Annotated in this window: 8 protein-coding genes; all 8 read left to right on the top strand. The window is 48.7% G+C overall.

What is annotated here, in order from left to right; genetic code table 11:
* Window positions 1-110: 110 nt before the first annotated feature.
* The 8 genes from ACOMHB_RS05930 (at window position 111) to ACOMHB_RS05895 (ending at window position 17,407) form a co-directional block, all read left to right on the top strand.
* The gene (locus tag ACOMHB_RS05930; protein WP_448215874.1) at window positions 111-1,964 is read left to right on the top strand and encodes a hypothetical protein; all 1,854 of its coding nucleotides are present in this window, start codon (window positions 111-113) and stop codon (window positions 1,962-1,964) included.
* A gap of 178 nt (window positions 1,965-2,142) precedes the next feature.
* Complete coding sequence (locus tag ACOMHB_RS05925) at window positions 2,143-4,575, top strand: hypothetical protein (RefSeq protein WP_448215873.1); 2,433 nt, start codon at window positions 2,143-2,145, stop codon at window positions 4,573-4,575.
* Window positions 4,576-4,753: 178 nt separating this feature from the next.
* A complete protein-coding gene (locus tag ACOMHB_RS05920) occupies window positions 4,754-6,736 on the top strand; it encodes a hypothetical protein (protein ID WP_448215872.1) in 1,983 nt (660 codons plus the stop codon).
* A 178-nt stretch (window positions 6,737-6,914) separates the two neighbouring features.
* Complete coding sequence (locus tag ACOMHB_RS05915; protein ID WP_448215871.1) at window positions 6,915-9,464, top strand: hypothetical protein; 2,550 nt, start codon at window positions 6,915-6,917, stop codon at window positions 9,462-9,464.
* Window positions 9,465-9,659: 195 nt separating this feature from the next.
* A complete protein-coding gene (locus ACOMHB_RS05910) occupies window positions 9,660-11,744 on the top strand; it encodes a hypothetical protein (RefSeq protein ID WP_448215870.1) in 2,085 nt (694 codons plus the stop codon).
* 178 nt (window positions 11,745-11,922) lie between these two features.
* On the top strand, window positions 11,923-13,797 hold the full coding sequence (locus ACOMHB_RS05905; protein WP_448215869.1) for a hypothetical protein: 1,875 nt from the start codon (window positions 11,923-11,925) through the stop codon (window positions 13,795-13,797).
* Between the two features lie 178 nt (window positions 13,798-13,975).
* Entirely contained in the window at window positions 13,976-15,796 is a 1,821-nt protein-coding gene (locus ACOMHB_RS05900) for a hypothetical protein (RefSeq protein ID WP_448215868.1), read from the top strand.
* A 147-nt stretch (window positions 15,797-15,943) separates the two neighbouring features.
* Window positions 15,944-17,407, top strand: coding sequence for a hypothetical protein (locus tag ACOMHB_RS05895; RefSeq protein WP_448215867.1), 1,464 nt, complete (start codon window positions 15,944-15,946; stop codon window positions 17,405-17,407).
* Window positions 17,408-17,473: the final 66 nt, after the last annotated feature.

The following is a 17,473-nucleotide window of genomic DNA, read 5'->3' as shown; positions in this document are numbered from 1 at the left end:
CTATCCTTCCTCTCTGTATACCTGGAGACAAGGATAAAATCATTAAATACTCACTCTTTGCGGCACCTTTGCTGCTACTTTCGCTGACTGTCGCCTGTCAGGCCGAAACGTTGACAAGACGTTATATTGTTGAGCTACAACAGGATGCAGATTTTTCAAACCAAAGTGTTTCTATAAAGCCAAACCAAGGTGCACTGTCGGATCATCCGTCAGATATTGCCGACAAAAACGGTTTTATCACACCAGATTTACTCTCTGATTATAAACGACGATGGTTTTTCAATTACGAAATAAAAACAACCCTCATTGAGTCGATTTCCTGGCAGTTGCTTTACGCCACGAATTTGCTGGTTGCCTTCGGACTGACCATCACCAGCAAAGCCCCTCCTCTGGATGCTACCTCTTATTCATGGCCACCGGTAGAAGGGATTGTCACTGTCGGCTGGCTTTTGAAAAGCTATTGGAACCCCGACTCACCGATGTTTAAACCGATTGAACAATCAGAAATGAGGTTGACACAGGGGAATCAGCCTTTTGCAATCACGACTATGATGCACGGCTCCGGATATGACCAACAACCACAACAACAAAGCCAGCTACCAGAGTCATCTGGCCAACAAGCGCCACAAACAACCCCCCAGCCAACAAGCGCTTTCACCAACCCTCTGTCTTCTGGCTCCGGTGACGGCTACGAAGACCCTCAACAACACGCACATACTTTGGGTTTAGATTGTTTCGTTCACCCCTGTCATGGCGTTTGTAAATTCCGACCATCTTCCGAATTCACCTGCAACCTGACAATGGTCGATAAAGATGGCCAGCTACGGAATTGCAAGAAAGTCTACAAGACTACTCAATCCCTTTTGAAACACAGAAAAGGATACCACACCGGTAAAAAAACCTGTCTCGTGCCCGTTGTCGGGAAGGATGGCCGGCTGCGACCATGCGGAGAGGTCTGGAAAAATGCCGGTGCCCTGTCGAATCACAGAATAAAGGCCCACACCGCGCAACAAACCTGTAACGTCATAATGGTCACAGAGGATGGTCGGGAACGGCCATGTGGAGAGGTCTGCAAGAATGCCGGTGCCCTGTCGGGCCACAAAAGAAGGATGCACACCGGGCAGCAAACCTGTGAAATCATAATGGTCACAGAGGATGGTCAGGAACGTCAATGCGGAAAGGTCTGCAGCAATGCCAGCGCCCTGTCAAGTCACAAAACAAGCACCCACTCCGGGCAAAGAACCTGTGATGTGACCGTGGTCGATGAGGATGGTCAGCCGCAGCCTTGTGGGATGGTCTTCAAGAATGCCGGTTCCCTGTCGGATCACAAAAGAGACGCCCACACCGGGCAAAAAGCCTGTGACGTGACCCTGGTCGGAGAAAATGGACGCCAGTGGCCTTGCGGAAAGGTCTGCAAAAGCGCCAGAGCCTTGTCGTCTCATAAGTTTGGATGTCACAGTGGGCAAAAAACCTGTCAAGTAATCGTAGTCGGCAAGGATGATAAACCGCAACCATGCGGGAGGGTCTGCATGAATAGCAGCGCCCTGTCGAGACACAAAAAAAGCGCTCACACCGGGCAAAGAACCTGTGATTTGACCGTGGTCGGGGAGGACGGACAGTCGCGGCCATGCGGGAAACTCTACAGTAGTGCTGATTCTCTCGCGTGTCATAAATTCAAACAACACACCGGGACAAAAACCTGTGACGTTATGATGGTTGTGAAGGATGGTGAGCGACGGCCATGCGGAACAGTTTGCAAGAATCGCCAAGCCCTTTGTAACCACAAAAGAAATGCCCACACCGAACAAAAAACCTGTGACGTTATGATAGTCGGTGAGGATGGCCAACAGCGACCATGCAGAAAGGTTTACAAGAATGCCAAAACCCTGTCTGTGCACAAAAGAATACACCGAAAGCGCAAGCCTGTTGCTGCGAACCAGAAAGACGGCCTCAGCCCTCCATAAGGTAAAGTGAATAAGTAAGAACCTTTAGCAGAAGGTTTTTGACAGAAAAACAGGCTTACTTTCTTGATCTATCCTTCCTCTCTGTATATCTGGAGGCAAGGATAAAATCATTAAATACTCACTCTTTGCGGCACCTTTGCTGCTACTTTTGCTGACTGTCGCCTGTCAGGCCGAAACGTTGACAAGACGTTATATTGTTGAGCTACAACAGGATGCAGATTTTTCAAACCAAAGTTTTTCTATAAAGCCAAACCAAGGTGCACTGTCGGATGATCCGTCAGATATTGCCGACAAAAACGGTTTTATCACACCAGATTTACTCTCTGATTATAAACGACGATGCTTTTTCAATTGCGAAATAAAAACCACCCTCATTGAGTCGATTTCCTGGCAGTTGCTTTACGCCAAGAATTTGCTGGTTGCCTTCGAACTGATCATGACCAGCAAAGCCCCCCCTCCGGGTGCTACCTCTTATTCATGGCTACCGGTAGAAGGGATTATCACTGTCGGCTGGCTTTTAAAAAGCTATTGGAACACCGACTCAGCAGTGTTTAAGCCGATTGAACAAACAGAAATGAGGTTGACACAGGGGAATCAGCTCTTTGCAATCACTACTATGATGCAAGGCTCCGGCTATGAGCAGCAACAACCACAACAACAAAGCCAGCTACCAGAGTCATCTCGCCAACAAGCCACACGCCAACCAACAAGCGCTTTCACCAGCCCTCTGTCTTCTGGCTCCGGTGACGGCTTCGGAGACCCTCAACAACACGCACATACTTTGGGTTTAGATTGTTTCGTTCACCCCTGTCATGGCGTTTGTAAGTTCCGGGCATCTTCCGAAAACATGGGGCCAACTGAAAGGGCGCTGAATTCTGAAGAAAGTCTGGCGAGCTCTACAGGAGTAACACCCGGACAAAACCCATGCCCCCACAATTGTCTCTGCCATCGTTGCAGCAGGCATTCTGATTCTGCAAATGAAACATCAAATGATCGCTTTGCCATTCAACTCCAATGCACTTCTGGCCAACTGTTTCAGGGACATGACATTGATGACAACCCGTTCAATACAAGCGCTCCTGTGCCAGTCCCCTGTAACCTGAGAATACTTGATGAGGATGGTCAGCTACGAAATTGTGAAAAAGTTTTCAAGAGTGTTCAATCCCTTTTGAATCACAAAAAACAAGTCCACAGCGGTAAAAAAATCTGTCTCGCGCCCGTGGTCGGGAAGGATGGCCGGCTGCGACCATGCGGGGGGGTCTGGAAAAATACCAATGCCCTGTCGAGCCACAAAAGAAGGATACACACCGGGCAGAAAACCTGTGATGTTATAATGGTCACAAAGGATGGTCAGGAACGGCCATGCGGAAAGACCTGCAAGAGTAGCGGTGCCCTGTCGGACCACAAAAGAAGGACGCACACCGGGCAGCGAACCTGTGAACTCATAAGGGTCACAGAGGATGGTCAGGAACGTCAATGCGGAAAGGTCTGCATGAACGCCAGCAGCCTGTCGAGTCATAAAAAAAGAGCCCACGACATGCGAAGAACCTGTGATGTGACCGTGATCGGGGAGGATGGTCAGCCGCAGCCATGCGGGACACTCTGCAAGAGTTCCAGGTCTCTCGCGAGCCATAAATTCAGACGCCACACCGGGCAAAAAACCTGTGACGTAATCCTGGTCGGAGAGGATGGCCAGCAGCGACCTTGCGGAACGCTCTGCAAGAATGTCGACGCTTTACGGTATCACAAAGATAGCACTCACGCCGGGCAAAAAACCTGTAACGTTATGATGGTTGAGGAGAATGGCCAGCAACGACCATGCGGAAAGGTTTGCAAGAATGTCTATAAACTGTCAGATCACAAACAAAGACAGCACAGTGAGCAAAAAGCCTGTGCTCTGATCGTGACCGATGAGGATGGCCGGGAACGACCTTGCGGAACGGTCTGGAAGAATGTCAGCGCTCTACGGTATCACAAAAAAAGCACCCACACCGGGCAACAAACCTGTGACGTTATGATTGTCGGAGAGGATAGCCAGCGACGACCATGCGGAAAGGTTTGCAAGAATGTCTTTACCCTGTCTGAACACAAAAAAAGAAATCACAGCGAGCAAAAAACCTGTGATGTGATCGTGACCTATGAGGATGGCCAGGAGAGGCCATGCGGGAAGACCTGCAAGAGTGCCTGCGTTCTACAGGAGCACAAAAGAAACACTCACTCCGGGCAACAAACCTGTGACTTTATGATGGTCGGGGAGCATGGTGAGCAACGGCCATGCGGAACAATTTGCAAGAATAACCTTGCCCTTTGTTATCACAAAAGAAGTACCCACTCCGGGCAACAAACCTGTGACGCCATAATGGTCACAGAGGATGGCCAGAAACGGCCATGCGGGAAGGTCTACAAGAATAAAAATGTCTTGTGGCGTCACAAAAAATACGCCCACACCGGGCAACAAACCTGTGATGTAACAGTGGTCGGGGAGAATGGTCAGCGACGGCCATGCGGAAAGCTTTACAAGAATGCATCGACCCTGTCTAATCACAAAAGAACCCATCGAAAACGCCAGCCTGTTGATGCGGACCAGAAAGACGGTCTCAGCCCTCCATAAGGTAGAGTGAATAAGAAAGAACCTTTAGCAGAAGGTTTTTGACAGAAAATCACGCTTGCTTTCTTCATCTATCCTTCCTCTCTGTATATCTGGAGGCAAGGACAAAATCATTAAATACTCACTCTTAGCGGCTCCTCTGCTGCTACTTTTTCTAACTGTCGCCTGTCAGGCCGAAACCTTGACCAGACGTTATATTGTCGAGCTTCAACAGGATGCAGCTTTTTCAAACCAGAGTTTTTCTATAAAGCCAGACCAACGTTTACTGTCGGATAATCCGTCAGATATTGCCGACAAAAACAATTTTATAACACCAGATTTAGCCTCTGATTATAAACGACAGAGTTTTTTCAGTTACAAAGTAAAAACAACTCTCATTGAGTCGATTTCCTGGCAGTTGCTTTACGCCACGAATTTGCTGGTTGCCTTCGAACTGATCATGACCAGCAAAGCCCCTCCTCTGGGTGCTACCTCTTATTCATGGCTACCGATAGAAGAGATTGCCACTGTCGGCTGGCTTTTGAAAAGCTATTGGAACCCCGACTCAGCACTGTTTAAACCGATTGAACAATCAGAAATCAGGTTGACACAGGGGAATCAGACCTTTGCGATCACTACTATGATGCACGGCTCCGGCTATGACCAACAGCAACCACAAAGCCAGCTACCAGAGTCATCTGACCAACAAGCCCCACAAACCACACGCCAGCCAACAAGCGCCTTCACCAACCCTCTGTCATCTGGCTCAGGTGACGGCTTCAGAGACCCTAAGCAACACGCACATACTTTAGGGTTAGATTGTTTCGTTCACCCCTGTCATGGCGTTTGTAAATTCCGATCATCTTCCGAAAACATGGGGCCAGCTGAAAGGTCGCTGAAATCTGAAGAAAGTCTGGCAAGCCATTCAGGAACAACACCAGAACAAAACTCTTGCCCTCACAATTGTCTCTGCTATCGTTGCGTTCGACATTCTGATCCCGCAAATGAAACATCGAATAATCCCATTGCCATACAACTGCAATGGGCTTTTGGCCAACCATTTCAGGTACATGACATTGATGACAACCCCGCCAATACAACCCCTTCTCCAGTGCCAGTCCCCTGTAACCTGACAATACTTGAAGAGGATGGTCAGCTACGGAATTGCGAGAAAGTCTACAAGAGTGTTCAATCCCTTTTGAATCACAAAAGACAAGTCCACACCGGCAAAAAAACCTGTCTCACTCCCGTGGTCGGGGAGGATGGCCTTCTGCAACCATGCGGGAAGGTCTGCAAAAATTTAGTTGCCCTGTCGAATCACAGAAGAAGTGCCCACACCGGGCAGCAAACCTGTAACGTGATAATGGTCACAGAGGATGGTAGGGAACGGCTATGCGGAAAGGTCTGCAAGAGTGGTGGCGCCATGTCGAGTCACAAAAAAAACGTCCACAGCAGACAAAGAACCTGTGGTGAGACCGTGGTCGGGGAGGATGGTCAGCTGCGGCCATGCGGGAAACTCTTCAGAAGTACTCAATCTCTCTCCACTCATAAGTACAGTCGACATACCGGGCAAAAAACCTGCGACATGCCCCTGGTCAGAGAGGATGGTCGGCAGTGGCCATGCGGAACGGTCTGCAAGAGCAACAAAGCCTTGTCAGATCACAAGCGTGGATACCACAGCGGGCAAAAAATCTGTGAAGTAATCGTGATCGGCGAGGATGGTAAACAGCAACCATGCGGGAGGGTCTGCAAAAATGCCTATATCCTGTCGAGTCACAAACAAAGACACCACAGCGAGCAAAAAACCTGCGATGTGATCGTGGCCGATGAGGATCGCCAGCAGCGGCCATGCGGAAAAGTCTGCAAGAGTGTTCAAGACCTGTCATGTCACAAAAGCAGATACCACTGCGGACAACAAACCTGCAACGCTATATTGGTCAGCGAGGATGGCCAGCAACGACCTTGCGGAACCGTCTGCAAGAATAAACGAACTCTGTCGGGTCACAGAAGGAGCGCCCACACCGGGCAACAAACCTGTGATGTGACCATGGTCGGAGAGGATGGTCAGCCGCAGCCTTGTGGAAAGGTTTACAAGAATGTAAACACCTTTTCTAAGCACAAAAGAACCCATCGAAAACGCAAGCCTGTTGATACAAACCAGAAAGACACTCTCAGCACTTCATAAGGTAATGTGATTAAGTAAACAACTTTAGCAGAAGGTTTTTAACAGAAAAACACGCTTACTTTCTTGATCTATCCTTCCTTTCTGTATATCTGGAGGCAAGGATAAAATCATTAAATACTCACTCTTTGCGGCACCTCTGCTGCTACTTTCGCTGACTGTCGCCTGTCAGGCTGAAACCTTGACCAGACATTATATTGTCGAGCTTCAGCAGGATGCAGCTTTTTCAAACCAGAGTTATTCTATCAAGCCAGACCAACGTTCACTGTCGGATAATCCGTCAGATATTGCGAACAAAAACGGCTTTAAAACACCAGATTTAGACCCTGATTATAAACGACAGAATTTTTTTAGTTACGAAGTAAAAACAACCCTCATTGAGTCGATTTCCTGGCATTTGCTTTACGCCACGAATTTGCAGGTTGCCTTCGAACTGATCATGACCAGCAAAGCCCCTCCTCTGAGTGCTACCTCTTATTCATGGCTACCGATAGAAGGGATTGTTACTGTCGGCTGGCTTTTGAAAAGCTATTGGAACCCCGACTCAGCACTGTTTAAACCGATTGAACAATCAGAAATCAGGTTGACACAGGGGAATCAGCCCTTTGCGATCACTACTATGATGCACGGCTCCGGCTATGACCAACAGCAACCACAAAGCCACCTACCAGAGTCATCTGGCCAACAAGCCCCACAAGCCAACTGCCAGCCAACAAGCGCTTTTACCAGCCCTCTTTCTTCTGGCTTCGGTGACGGCTTCGGAGACCCTCAACAAAACGCACATACTTTGGGTTTAGATTGTTTCGTCCACCCCTGTCATGGTGTTTGTAAACTCCGACCATCTTCCGAAAAAATGGAGCCAACTGAAAGGTCGCTGAATTCTGAAGAAAGTCTGACAAGCCTCACAGTAGCAACACCCGGACAAAACCCGTGCCCCCATAATTGTCTCTGCTATCGTTGCACCAGGCATTCTGATCCTGCAAATGAAACATCAAAGGATCCCTTTGCTATTCAACTCCAATGCGCTTCTGGCCAACTATTCCAGGTACATGATATTGATGATAACCCGGATAATACAACCGCCCCTGCAGAGCAATTCGCCTGTAACCTGACAATGGTCGATGAGGATGACCACTTACGAAATTGCGAGAAAGTCTACAAGAGTGCTCAATCCCTTTTGAATCACAAAAAACAAGTTCACAGCGGTAAAAAAACCTGTCTCGCGCCCGTGGTCGGGCAGGATGGTCGGCTGCGACCATGCGGGAAGGTCTGGAAAAATGCCGGTGCCCTGTCGAGCCACAAAAGAAGAACGCACACCGGGCAGAAAACCTGTGAAGTCATAATGGTCACAAAGGATGGTCAGGAACGGCCATGCGGAAGGGTCTGCATGAGCGCCAACTCCCTGGCGAATCACAAAAAGAGAGCTCACGACATGCAGAGAACCTGTGATGTGACCGTAGTCGGAGAGAGTGGCCAACAGAGGCCTTGCGGAACGGTCTGCAAGAGCGCCAAAGCCCTGTCAGATCAAAAGCTTGGATACCACAGCGGGCAAAAAACCTGTGCAGTCATTGTGGTCGGCAAAGATGGTAAACCGCAACCATGCGGGAAGTTCTGCAAGAATGCCAGCGCTCTGTCGAGTCACAAAAACAGCGCCCACACCGGGCAAAGAACCTGTGATGTAACCGTGGTCGGTGAGGATGGTCAGCTGCGGCCATGCGGGAAACTCTGCAACAGCAATCACTCTCTCTCTTCTCATAAGTTCAATCAACACAGCGGGCAAAAAACCTGTGACTCAATCCTGGTCGGAGAGGATGGCCAGCAGCGACCTTGCGGAACGATCTGCAAGAGCGCCAAAGCCTTGTCGTCTCATAAGCGTGGATATCATAGCGGGCAAAAAACCTGTGAAGTCATTGTGGTCGGCAAGGATGATAAACCACAACCATGCGGGACGGTCTGCATAAATGCCTACGCCCTGTCGGCTCACAAAAAAAACGCCCACAGCGGGCAACAAATCTGTGAAGCTATGATAGTCGGGAACGATGGTCAACCGCAGCCATGTGGGACACTCTGCAAGACTGCTCAAATTCTCTCGTGTCATAAATTCGATCACCACAGCGGGCAAAAAACCTGTGTCTTAACCGTTGTCGGGGAGGATGGCCTGCAGCGACCTTGCGGAAGAGTCTGCAAGAGCGCCAGGTCCTTGTCGTCTCACAAGCTTGGATACCACAGCGGGCAAAAAACCTGCAGTATGCTCATTGCCGATAAGGATGGCCAGCAGCAGCCATGCGGGAAGATCTGCACGAATGTCAACGCTCTGCGGTATCACAAAAAAAGCGCTCACACCGAGCAACAAACCTGTAACCTTATGATGGCCGGGGAGGATGGCCAGCAACGGCCATGCATGACGATCTGCAAGAGTCCTGCCATGATGAATCACCAAAGAAGATACCACTCCGGGCAACAAACCTGTGAAGTAACCGTGACTGGGGAAAATGGCCAACCTCAGACATGCGGCATAGTCTTCCAGAATGTCAACGCTCTGGAGTATCATAAAAAAAACGCTCACACCGGGCAACAAACCTGTGACGCTATGATAGTCGGTGAGGAAGGTCAACAGCGGCCATGTGGAAAGGTTTACAAGAATGCCAAAACCCTGACTGCGCACAAAAGAACACATCGAAAACGCAAGCCTGTTGATGTGAACCAGAAAGACAGTCTCAACCCTCCATAAGATAAAGTAAATAAATAACGACCTTTAGCAGAAGGTTTTTGAAAGAAAAAAAACTCACTTTCTTGATCTATCCTTCCTGTCTGTATACCCGGAGGCAAGGATAAAGTCATTAAATACTCACTCTTAGCGGCACCTCTGCTGCTACTTTCGCTGACTGTCGCCTGTCAGCCAGAAACCTTGACCAGGCGTTTTATTGTGGAACTTAAACAAGATTCAGTTTTTTCAAACCAGAGTTTTTCTATAAAAAAAGACCAACGTTCACTGCCGTATAGCCCGTCAGATATTACCGACAAAAACGGCTTTAAAAGACCAGATTTATCCTCCGACTATAAACGACAGTACTTTTTTAGTTACGAAGAAAAAACAACCCTCACTGAGTCGATTTCCTGGCAGTTGCTTTACGCCACGAATTTGCTTGTTGTCTTCGAACTGATCATGACCAGCAAAGCCCCTCCTCTGAGTGCTACCTCTTATTTATGGCTACCGGTAGAAGGGATTGTCACTGTCGGCTGGCTTTTGAAAAGCTATTGGAGCCCCGACTCACTTCTGTTTAAACCGATTGAGCAATCAGAAATCAGGTTGACACAGGGGAATCAGCCCTTTGCGATCACTACTATGATGCACGGCTCCGGCTATGACCAACAACAACCACAGCAACAGCCACAACAGCAAAGCCAGTCACCAGAGTCATCAGGCCAACAAGCCAAAGGCCGACCAACAAGTGCTTTCACCAGCCCTCTGTCTGCTGGCTCCGGTGACGGCTACGAAGACCCTCAACAACACGCACATACTTTAGGTTTAGATTGTTTCGTTCACCCCTGTCATGGCGTTTGTAAATTCCGATCATCTTCCGAAAACATGGGGCCAGCTGAAAGGTCGCTGAATTCTGAAGAAAGTCTGGCAAACCCAACAGGAGCAACACCCGGACAAAACCCCTGCCCCCATAATTGTCTCTGCTATCGTTGCAACTGGCATTCTGATTCTGCAAATGAAACATCAAATAATCTCTTTGTCATTCAACTCCAATGCGCTTCTGGCCAAATTTTTCAAGTACATGACATTGACCGCAATTCGGTCAATACAACCGCTCCGGTGCCAGTCCCCTGTAACCTGACAATACTTGATGAGGATGGTCAGCTACGGAATTGCGAGAAAGTCTACAAGAGTGCTCAATCCCTTTTGAATCACCAAAAAAAATTCCACACCGGCAAAAAAACCTGTCTCGCACCCGTGATCGCGGAGGATGGCCGACTGCGACCATGCGGGGAGGACTGGAAAAATGCCGATGCCCTGTCGGGTCACAAAAAAAAGGCCCATACCGGGCAACAAATCTGTGCAGTCATAATGGTCACAGAGGATGGTCAGGAGCGGCCATGCGGAAAGGTCTGCATGAATGCCAGCGCCCTGTTGACTCACAAAAAAAGCGCCCACACCGGGCAAAGAATCTGTGATGTAATCGTGGTCGGGGAGGATGGTCAGCCGCAGCCATGCGGGAAACTCTGCAATAGTGCTGACTCCCTCTCAGGTCATAAATTCAAACAACACACCGGGAAAAAAACCTGTGACGTAACCATGGTCGCAGAAGATGGCCAGCCGCGACCTTGCGGAACGGTCTGCAAGAATGTCGGCGCTCTGCAGTATCACAAAAGAAGCACCCACACCGGACAACAAACCTGCGACGTTATGATGGTCGGGGAGGATGGCCAGCGACGGCCATGCGGAAAGGTTTGCAAGAATGCCTGTACCCTGTCAGATCACAAAAAAAGAAATCACAGCGAGCAAAAAACCTGTGATGTGATCGTGACCGATGAGGATGGCCAGGAGTGGCCATGCGGGAAAGCCTGCAAGAGTGCCTGCGTTCTACAGGAGCACAAAAGAGACACTCACTCCGGGCAACAAACCTGTGACGTTATGATGGTCGGTAAGGATGGCATGCGACGGCCATGCGGAAGAGTTTGCAAGAATCGCCGAGCCCTTTATAATCACAAAAGAAATACCCACGCAGGGCAACAAACCTGTGACGTAATGATAGTCGGGGAAGATGGCCAGCGACGACCATGCGGGAAGGTCTATAAGAATAAGTCGATCCTTGCGGATCACAAAAAAAACGGCCACACCGGGCAACAAACCTGTGACGTTATGATAGTCGGGGAGGATGGTCAACAGCGGCCATGTAGAAAGGTTTACAAGAATGCCAAAACCCTGTCTGGGCACAAGAGAACACATCGAAAACGCAAGCCTGTTGATGCGGACCATAAAGACAGTCTCAGTCCTCCGTAAGGTAATGTGAATAAGTAACCACCTTTGGCAGAAGGTTTTTGACAGAAAAACACGCTCACTTTCTTGATCTATCCTTCCTCTCTGTATATCTGGAGGCAAGGATAAAATCATTAAATACTCACTCTTTGCGGCACCTCTGCTGCTACTTTCACTGACTGTCGCCTGTCAGGCTGAAACCTTGACCAGACGTAATATTGTCGAGCTTCAGCAGGATGCAGCTTTTTCAAACCAGAGTTATTCTATCAAGCCGGACCAACGTTCACTGTCGGATAATCCGTCAGATATTGCCGACAAAATCGGCTTTAAAACACCAGATTTAGACCCTGATTATAAACGACAGAATTTTTTCAGTTACGAAGTAAAAACAACCCTCATTGAGTCGATTTCCTGGCAGTTGCTTTATGCCACAAATTTGCTGGTTGCCTTCAAACTGACCATGATCAGCAAAGCCCCTCCTCCGGGTGCTACCTCTTATTCATGGCCACCGGTAGAAGGGATTGTCACTGTCGGCTGGCTTTTGAAAAGCTATTGGAACCCCGACTCAGCGCTGTTTAAACCGGTTGAGCAATCAGAAGTGAGCTTGACACAGGGGAATCAACCTTTTGCGATCACTACTATGATGCACGGCTCCGGCTGTGACCAACAACAACCACAACAGCAAAGCCAGCTATCAAAATCATCTGGCCTACAAGCCCCACAGGCCACCAGTCAACCAGCAAGTGCTTTCGCCAAACCTCTGAATTCTGGCTCCGGTGACGGTTACGAAGACCCTCAACAACACGCACACACTTTGGGTTTAGATTGTTTCATCCACCCCTGTCATGGCGTTTGTAAATTCCGACCACCTTCCGAAAACATGGAGCCAGATGAAAGGTCGCTGAATTCTGAAGAAAGTCTGACAAGCCCTACAGGAGCAACACCCGGACAAAACCCATGCCCCCATAATTGTCAATGCTATCGTTGCATCAGGCATTCTGATCCTGCAAATGCAACATCAAATGATCCCTTTGCCATTCAACTCCAATGCGCTTCCAGCCAACTTATTCAGGTACATGACATTGATGGCAAACCGGTCAATACAACCGCCCCTCCAGCGCCAGTCCCCTGTAACCTGAAAATGGTCGATAAGTATGGCCAGCTACGGAATTGCGAGAGAGTCTACAAGAGTACTCAATCCCTTTTGAATCACCAAAGAAAACTCCACACCGGTAAAAAAACCTGTCTCATGCCCGTGGTCGGTAAGGATGGCAGGCTGCGACCATGCGGGGAGGTCTGGAAAAATGTCGTAGCCCTGTCGGGTCACAAAAGAAGGGACCACACCGGGCATCAAATCTGTCAAGTCACAATAGTCACAGAGGATGGTCAGGAACGGCCATGCGGAAAGGTCTGCATTAATGCCAGCGCCCTGTCGAATCACAAAAAAAATACCCACACCGGACAAAGAACCTGTGATGTGACCGTGATCGGGGAGGATGGTCAGCTGCGGCCATGCGGGAAACTCTGGAAGAGTGCTCAATCTCTCTCGAGTCATAAATTCAGAGAACACACCGGGAAAAAAACCTGTGACGTAACTGTGGTCGTAGAGAATTGCCAGCCGCAGCTTTGCGGAAAGGTCTGCAAGAGCGCCAGAGCCCTGTCGTCTCACAAGCTTGGATCCCACAGCGGGCAAAAAATCTGTGACGTGACCCTGGTCGGAGAGGATGGCCAGCCGCGACTTTGCGGAACGGTCTTCAAGAATGCCAACGGTCTGAGGCACCACAAAAGAAGCACCCACACCGGGCAACAAACCTGTGACGTTATGATGGTCGGGGATGATGGCCAGCGACGGCCATGCGGAGAGGTTTGCAAGAGTAACTATAGCCTGTCAGATCACAAAAATAGAGAGCACTCCGGGCAACAAATCTGTGATGTGACAGTGGTCGGGAAGAATGGTCAGCCCCGGCCATGTGGAAAGGTTTACAAGAATACATGTACCCTGTCCAGGCACAAAAGAACACACCGAAAACGCAAGCCTGTTGATGCGAACCAGAAAGACGGTCTCAGCCCTCCATAAGGTAATATGAATAAGTAACCACCTTTGGCAAAAAGTTTTCGACAGAAAACCACGCTTACTTTCTTGATCTATCCTTCCTCTCTGTATATCCGAAGACAAGGATAAAATCATTAAATACTCACTCTTTGCGGCACATCTGCTACTACTTTCGCTGACTGTCGCCTGTCAGGCTGAAACCTTGACCAGACGTTATATTGTCGAGCTTCAAAAGGATGCAGTTTTTTCAAACCAGATTTTTTCTATAAAGCCAGAGCAACGTGCATTGTCGGAGAATCCGTCAGGCATTGCCGACAAAAACGGCTTTATAAGATCAGATTTACTCTCTGTTGATAAACGACAAAGATTATTCAGTTACGAAGTTAAAACAACCCTCATTGAATCGATTTCCTGGCAGTTGCTTTATGCCACAAATTTGCTGGTTGCCTACAAACTGACCATGACCAGCAAAGCCTCTCCTCTGGGTGCTACCTCTTATTCATGGCTACCGATAGAAGGGATTGCCACGGTCGGCTGGCTTTTGAAAAGCTATTGGAACCCCGACTCACCGCTGTTTAAACCGGATGAACAATCAGAAATGAGGTTGACACAGGGGAGTCAGCCCTTTGCGATCACTACTATGATTCAAGGCTCCGGATATGACCAACAACAACCACAACAACAAAGCCAGCTACCAGAGTCATCTGGCCAACAGGCCCTGCAAGCCAGCCGCCAGCCAACAAGCGTTTTCACCAGCTCTCTGTCTTCCGGCTCCGGTGACGGCTACGAAGACCCTCAACAAGACTCACACACTTTGGATTTAGATTGTTTCGTCCACCCCTGTCATGGCGTTTGTAAATTCCGATTACATTCTGATTCGGCAAACGAAAGGTCAAATGATCCCTTTGCCATTCAACTTCAGGCACATGGCATTAATGACAACCCGGTCAATACAACCGCTCCTGCAGCGCCAGTCTACTGTAACCTGACAACGGTCGATCAGTATGGCCGGCTATGGAATTGCAAGGGAGTCTACAAGAGCGCTAAATCCCTTTTGGATCACCAAAGAAAAGTCCATTCCGGTGAAAAAGCCTGTGTCGTGCCCGTGGTCGGGAAGGATGGCCAACAGCGACCATGCGGTAAGCTCTGCAAGAATGCCAAGACCCTGTCGGATCACAAAAGAAGGTCGCACTCCGGGAAAAAAACCTGTGACGTAACATTGGTCACAGAGGATGGCATGGAAAGGCCATGCGGGAAGGTCTGCAGGCATGCCATGGCCCTGTCGGATCACAAAAGAAACGCCCACACCGGCCAAAGAACCTGTAATCTTGCCTTGCTCGGGGAGGATGGTCTGCGACGGCCATGCGGGAAGGTCTGCAAGAATGCCATCGCCCTGTCGGATCACAAAAAAAACACTCACATCGAACAGAGAACCTGTGGCCTGACCATGGACGGAGAGGATGGTCTGCAGCGGCTATGCGGGAAGGTCTTCAGAAATATCAAGGCCCTGTCGAATCACAAAAGAAACGCCCACATCGGACTAAGAATCTGTAAGGTGCGACTGGTCCGAGAGGATGGCCAGCAGCGGCCTTGCGGAAAGGTCTGCAAGAGCGTCAGAGCTTTGTCGTATCACAAGCTTAGATACCACAACGAAAATAAAACCTGTGAAGTAATCGTGGTCGGCAAGGATGGTAAACCGCAACCATGCGGGAAGGTCTGCAATAATGCCTACATCCTGTCACTTCACAAAAAAAGAAACCACAACGGGCAAAGAACCTGTGTTGCAATCGTGGCCGATGATGATGGTCAGCAGCGGTCATGCGGGAAGGTCTGCAAGAGTGTCGGCGCTCTGCGAGATCACAAAAGATACACTCACAACAGGCAACTATCCTGTGACATAGCAGTGGATGGTAAGGATGGTCGGCAGCGGCCGTGCGGGACGCTCTGCAAGAGTGCACAAACTCTTTCAAGTCACAAAAAAACACATCAACAACGCAAGCCTGTTGATGTGGACCAGAATTAGCAAAAGGTTTTTGTCAGAAAAACAAGCTTATTTTCTTGATCTATCCTTCCTATCTGTATACCAGAACGCAGGTATAGAATTATTAAACACTCTCTCTTTGTGACACCACTGCTGCTATCGTTGTCTGTCGTTAGTCAGGCCGAACCGTTGACAAAACGTTTTGTTGTCGAGTTCCAACAGGATCCAGGTTCTCCAAACCAGGGTTTTTCTGTAAAGCCTGACCGACGTAAATTGGCGGGTAAGCCGCCAGACATTAATGGCTTAAAAAGATATTCAGAGCCTTCTCTACCTTATTTCAAACGACAAAGATCGTATGGTTATCGCATAAAAACGTTCATCATCGAGTCGATTTCCTGGCAATTGCTATACGCCACCAACCTGCTGGTTACTTACGAACTGATACTGACCACAAAAGGTACTCCTCTGAGCCCCAGCTTTTATTCATGGCTTCCTTTAGAAACAGTTGTCGCTGTCGGCTGGCTTTTAAAAAGCTACTGGAACCTCTGTTCACCACTGTTCAAACCAATTAAACTACAGTCGGCTTTTATTTCGGCACTGGGGATGCATCCTTTTTCGGTCACTATTATGATGCCTGGCTCTGAAAATGAACAACAAAAGGGCCAACCATCAGGATGCTCTGACCAACAAACCCCCGTTACAACCACACATCCTATAAGCTATTTTAACAGACTTCAGTATTCCGGCTCTGGTGATGGTGACAAAGCCCCCCACCAACAACACACGTTGGATTTAAACTGTTTTGTCTATTCCTGCAATGGCGTTTGTAGATTTCGATCAGCAGCCGGACCGGGCCCACACTGCAACTTGATTGAAGGACACTGCTTGAGATCCATCAATGATTTTGATGCTTTAAGCGCTCCGGATTTCCGACAAAACCCACTTTTTGAAACATTGAACAGTCTACCTGACATTCAACACCATAATGCGCAAATGCCCGGGAATGAATCTGCCACCACTGAAGATTTGATTATCATCAACGGGTTACTCAATCTTCGAAATCAAAGCTCTTTTAAAGTAACACAACAAACGACAACAGGATCATACCAATGGGTTAAAAAACCACGTCATCTTTCAACAGGTATCAGGCATGCCAGTGATCACAGCAGGAAACTAACCTGTGATGCGTCAGTGATTGGAGAAGATGGCCTACAGCGGCCATGCGGGAAGGCCACTAAGAATACTAAATCTCTGTCGTCTCATAAAAGTAGAGTTCACACCGGACAGCGAACCTGTAACAAAAAACTGGTCGGGGAGGATGGTCGTCAGCGGCTATGCGGTGCCCTGTACAAGAATGCCGGGGCTCTATCGAATCATAAAATCAGAGACCACACCGAACAAAAAACCTGTGACGCGACAGTGGTTAGAGAGGATGGCCAGCCGCAAGCATGCGGAATTCTCTGCAAGAATGCCAGAGCAATGTCAGATCATAAAAGCAAATACCACACAGGACAAAAAACCTGTGACGAGATCCTGATCGGGGATGATGGAGAGCTACGGCCATGTAGAATGGTCTGCAAGAATGCCATTGCGTTGTCCAATCACAAAAGAATACATCGAAAACGAAAGCCTGTTGTTGTGGATCAGGATTAGGAAATGTTATTTGACAGAAAAGCACGCTTATTTTCTTGATCTATCCTTCCTCTCTGTATACCAGAA

Source organism: Endozoicomonas sp. 2B-B, from assembly GCF_053470045.1.
The sequence above is the reverse complement of the archived record's forward strand: the minus strand, read 5'-3'. Positions and strand labels throughout refer to the sequence as shown.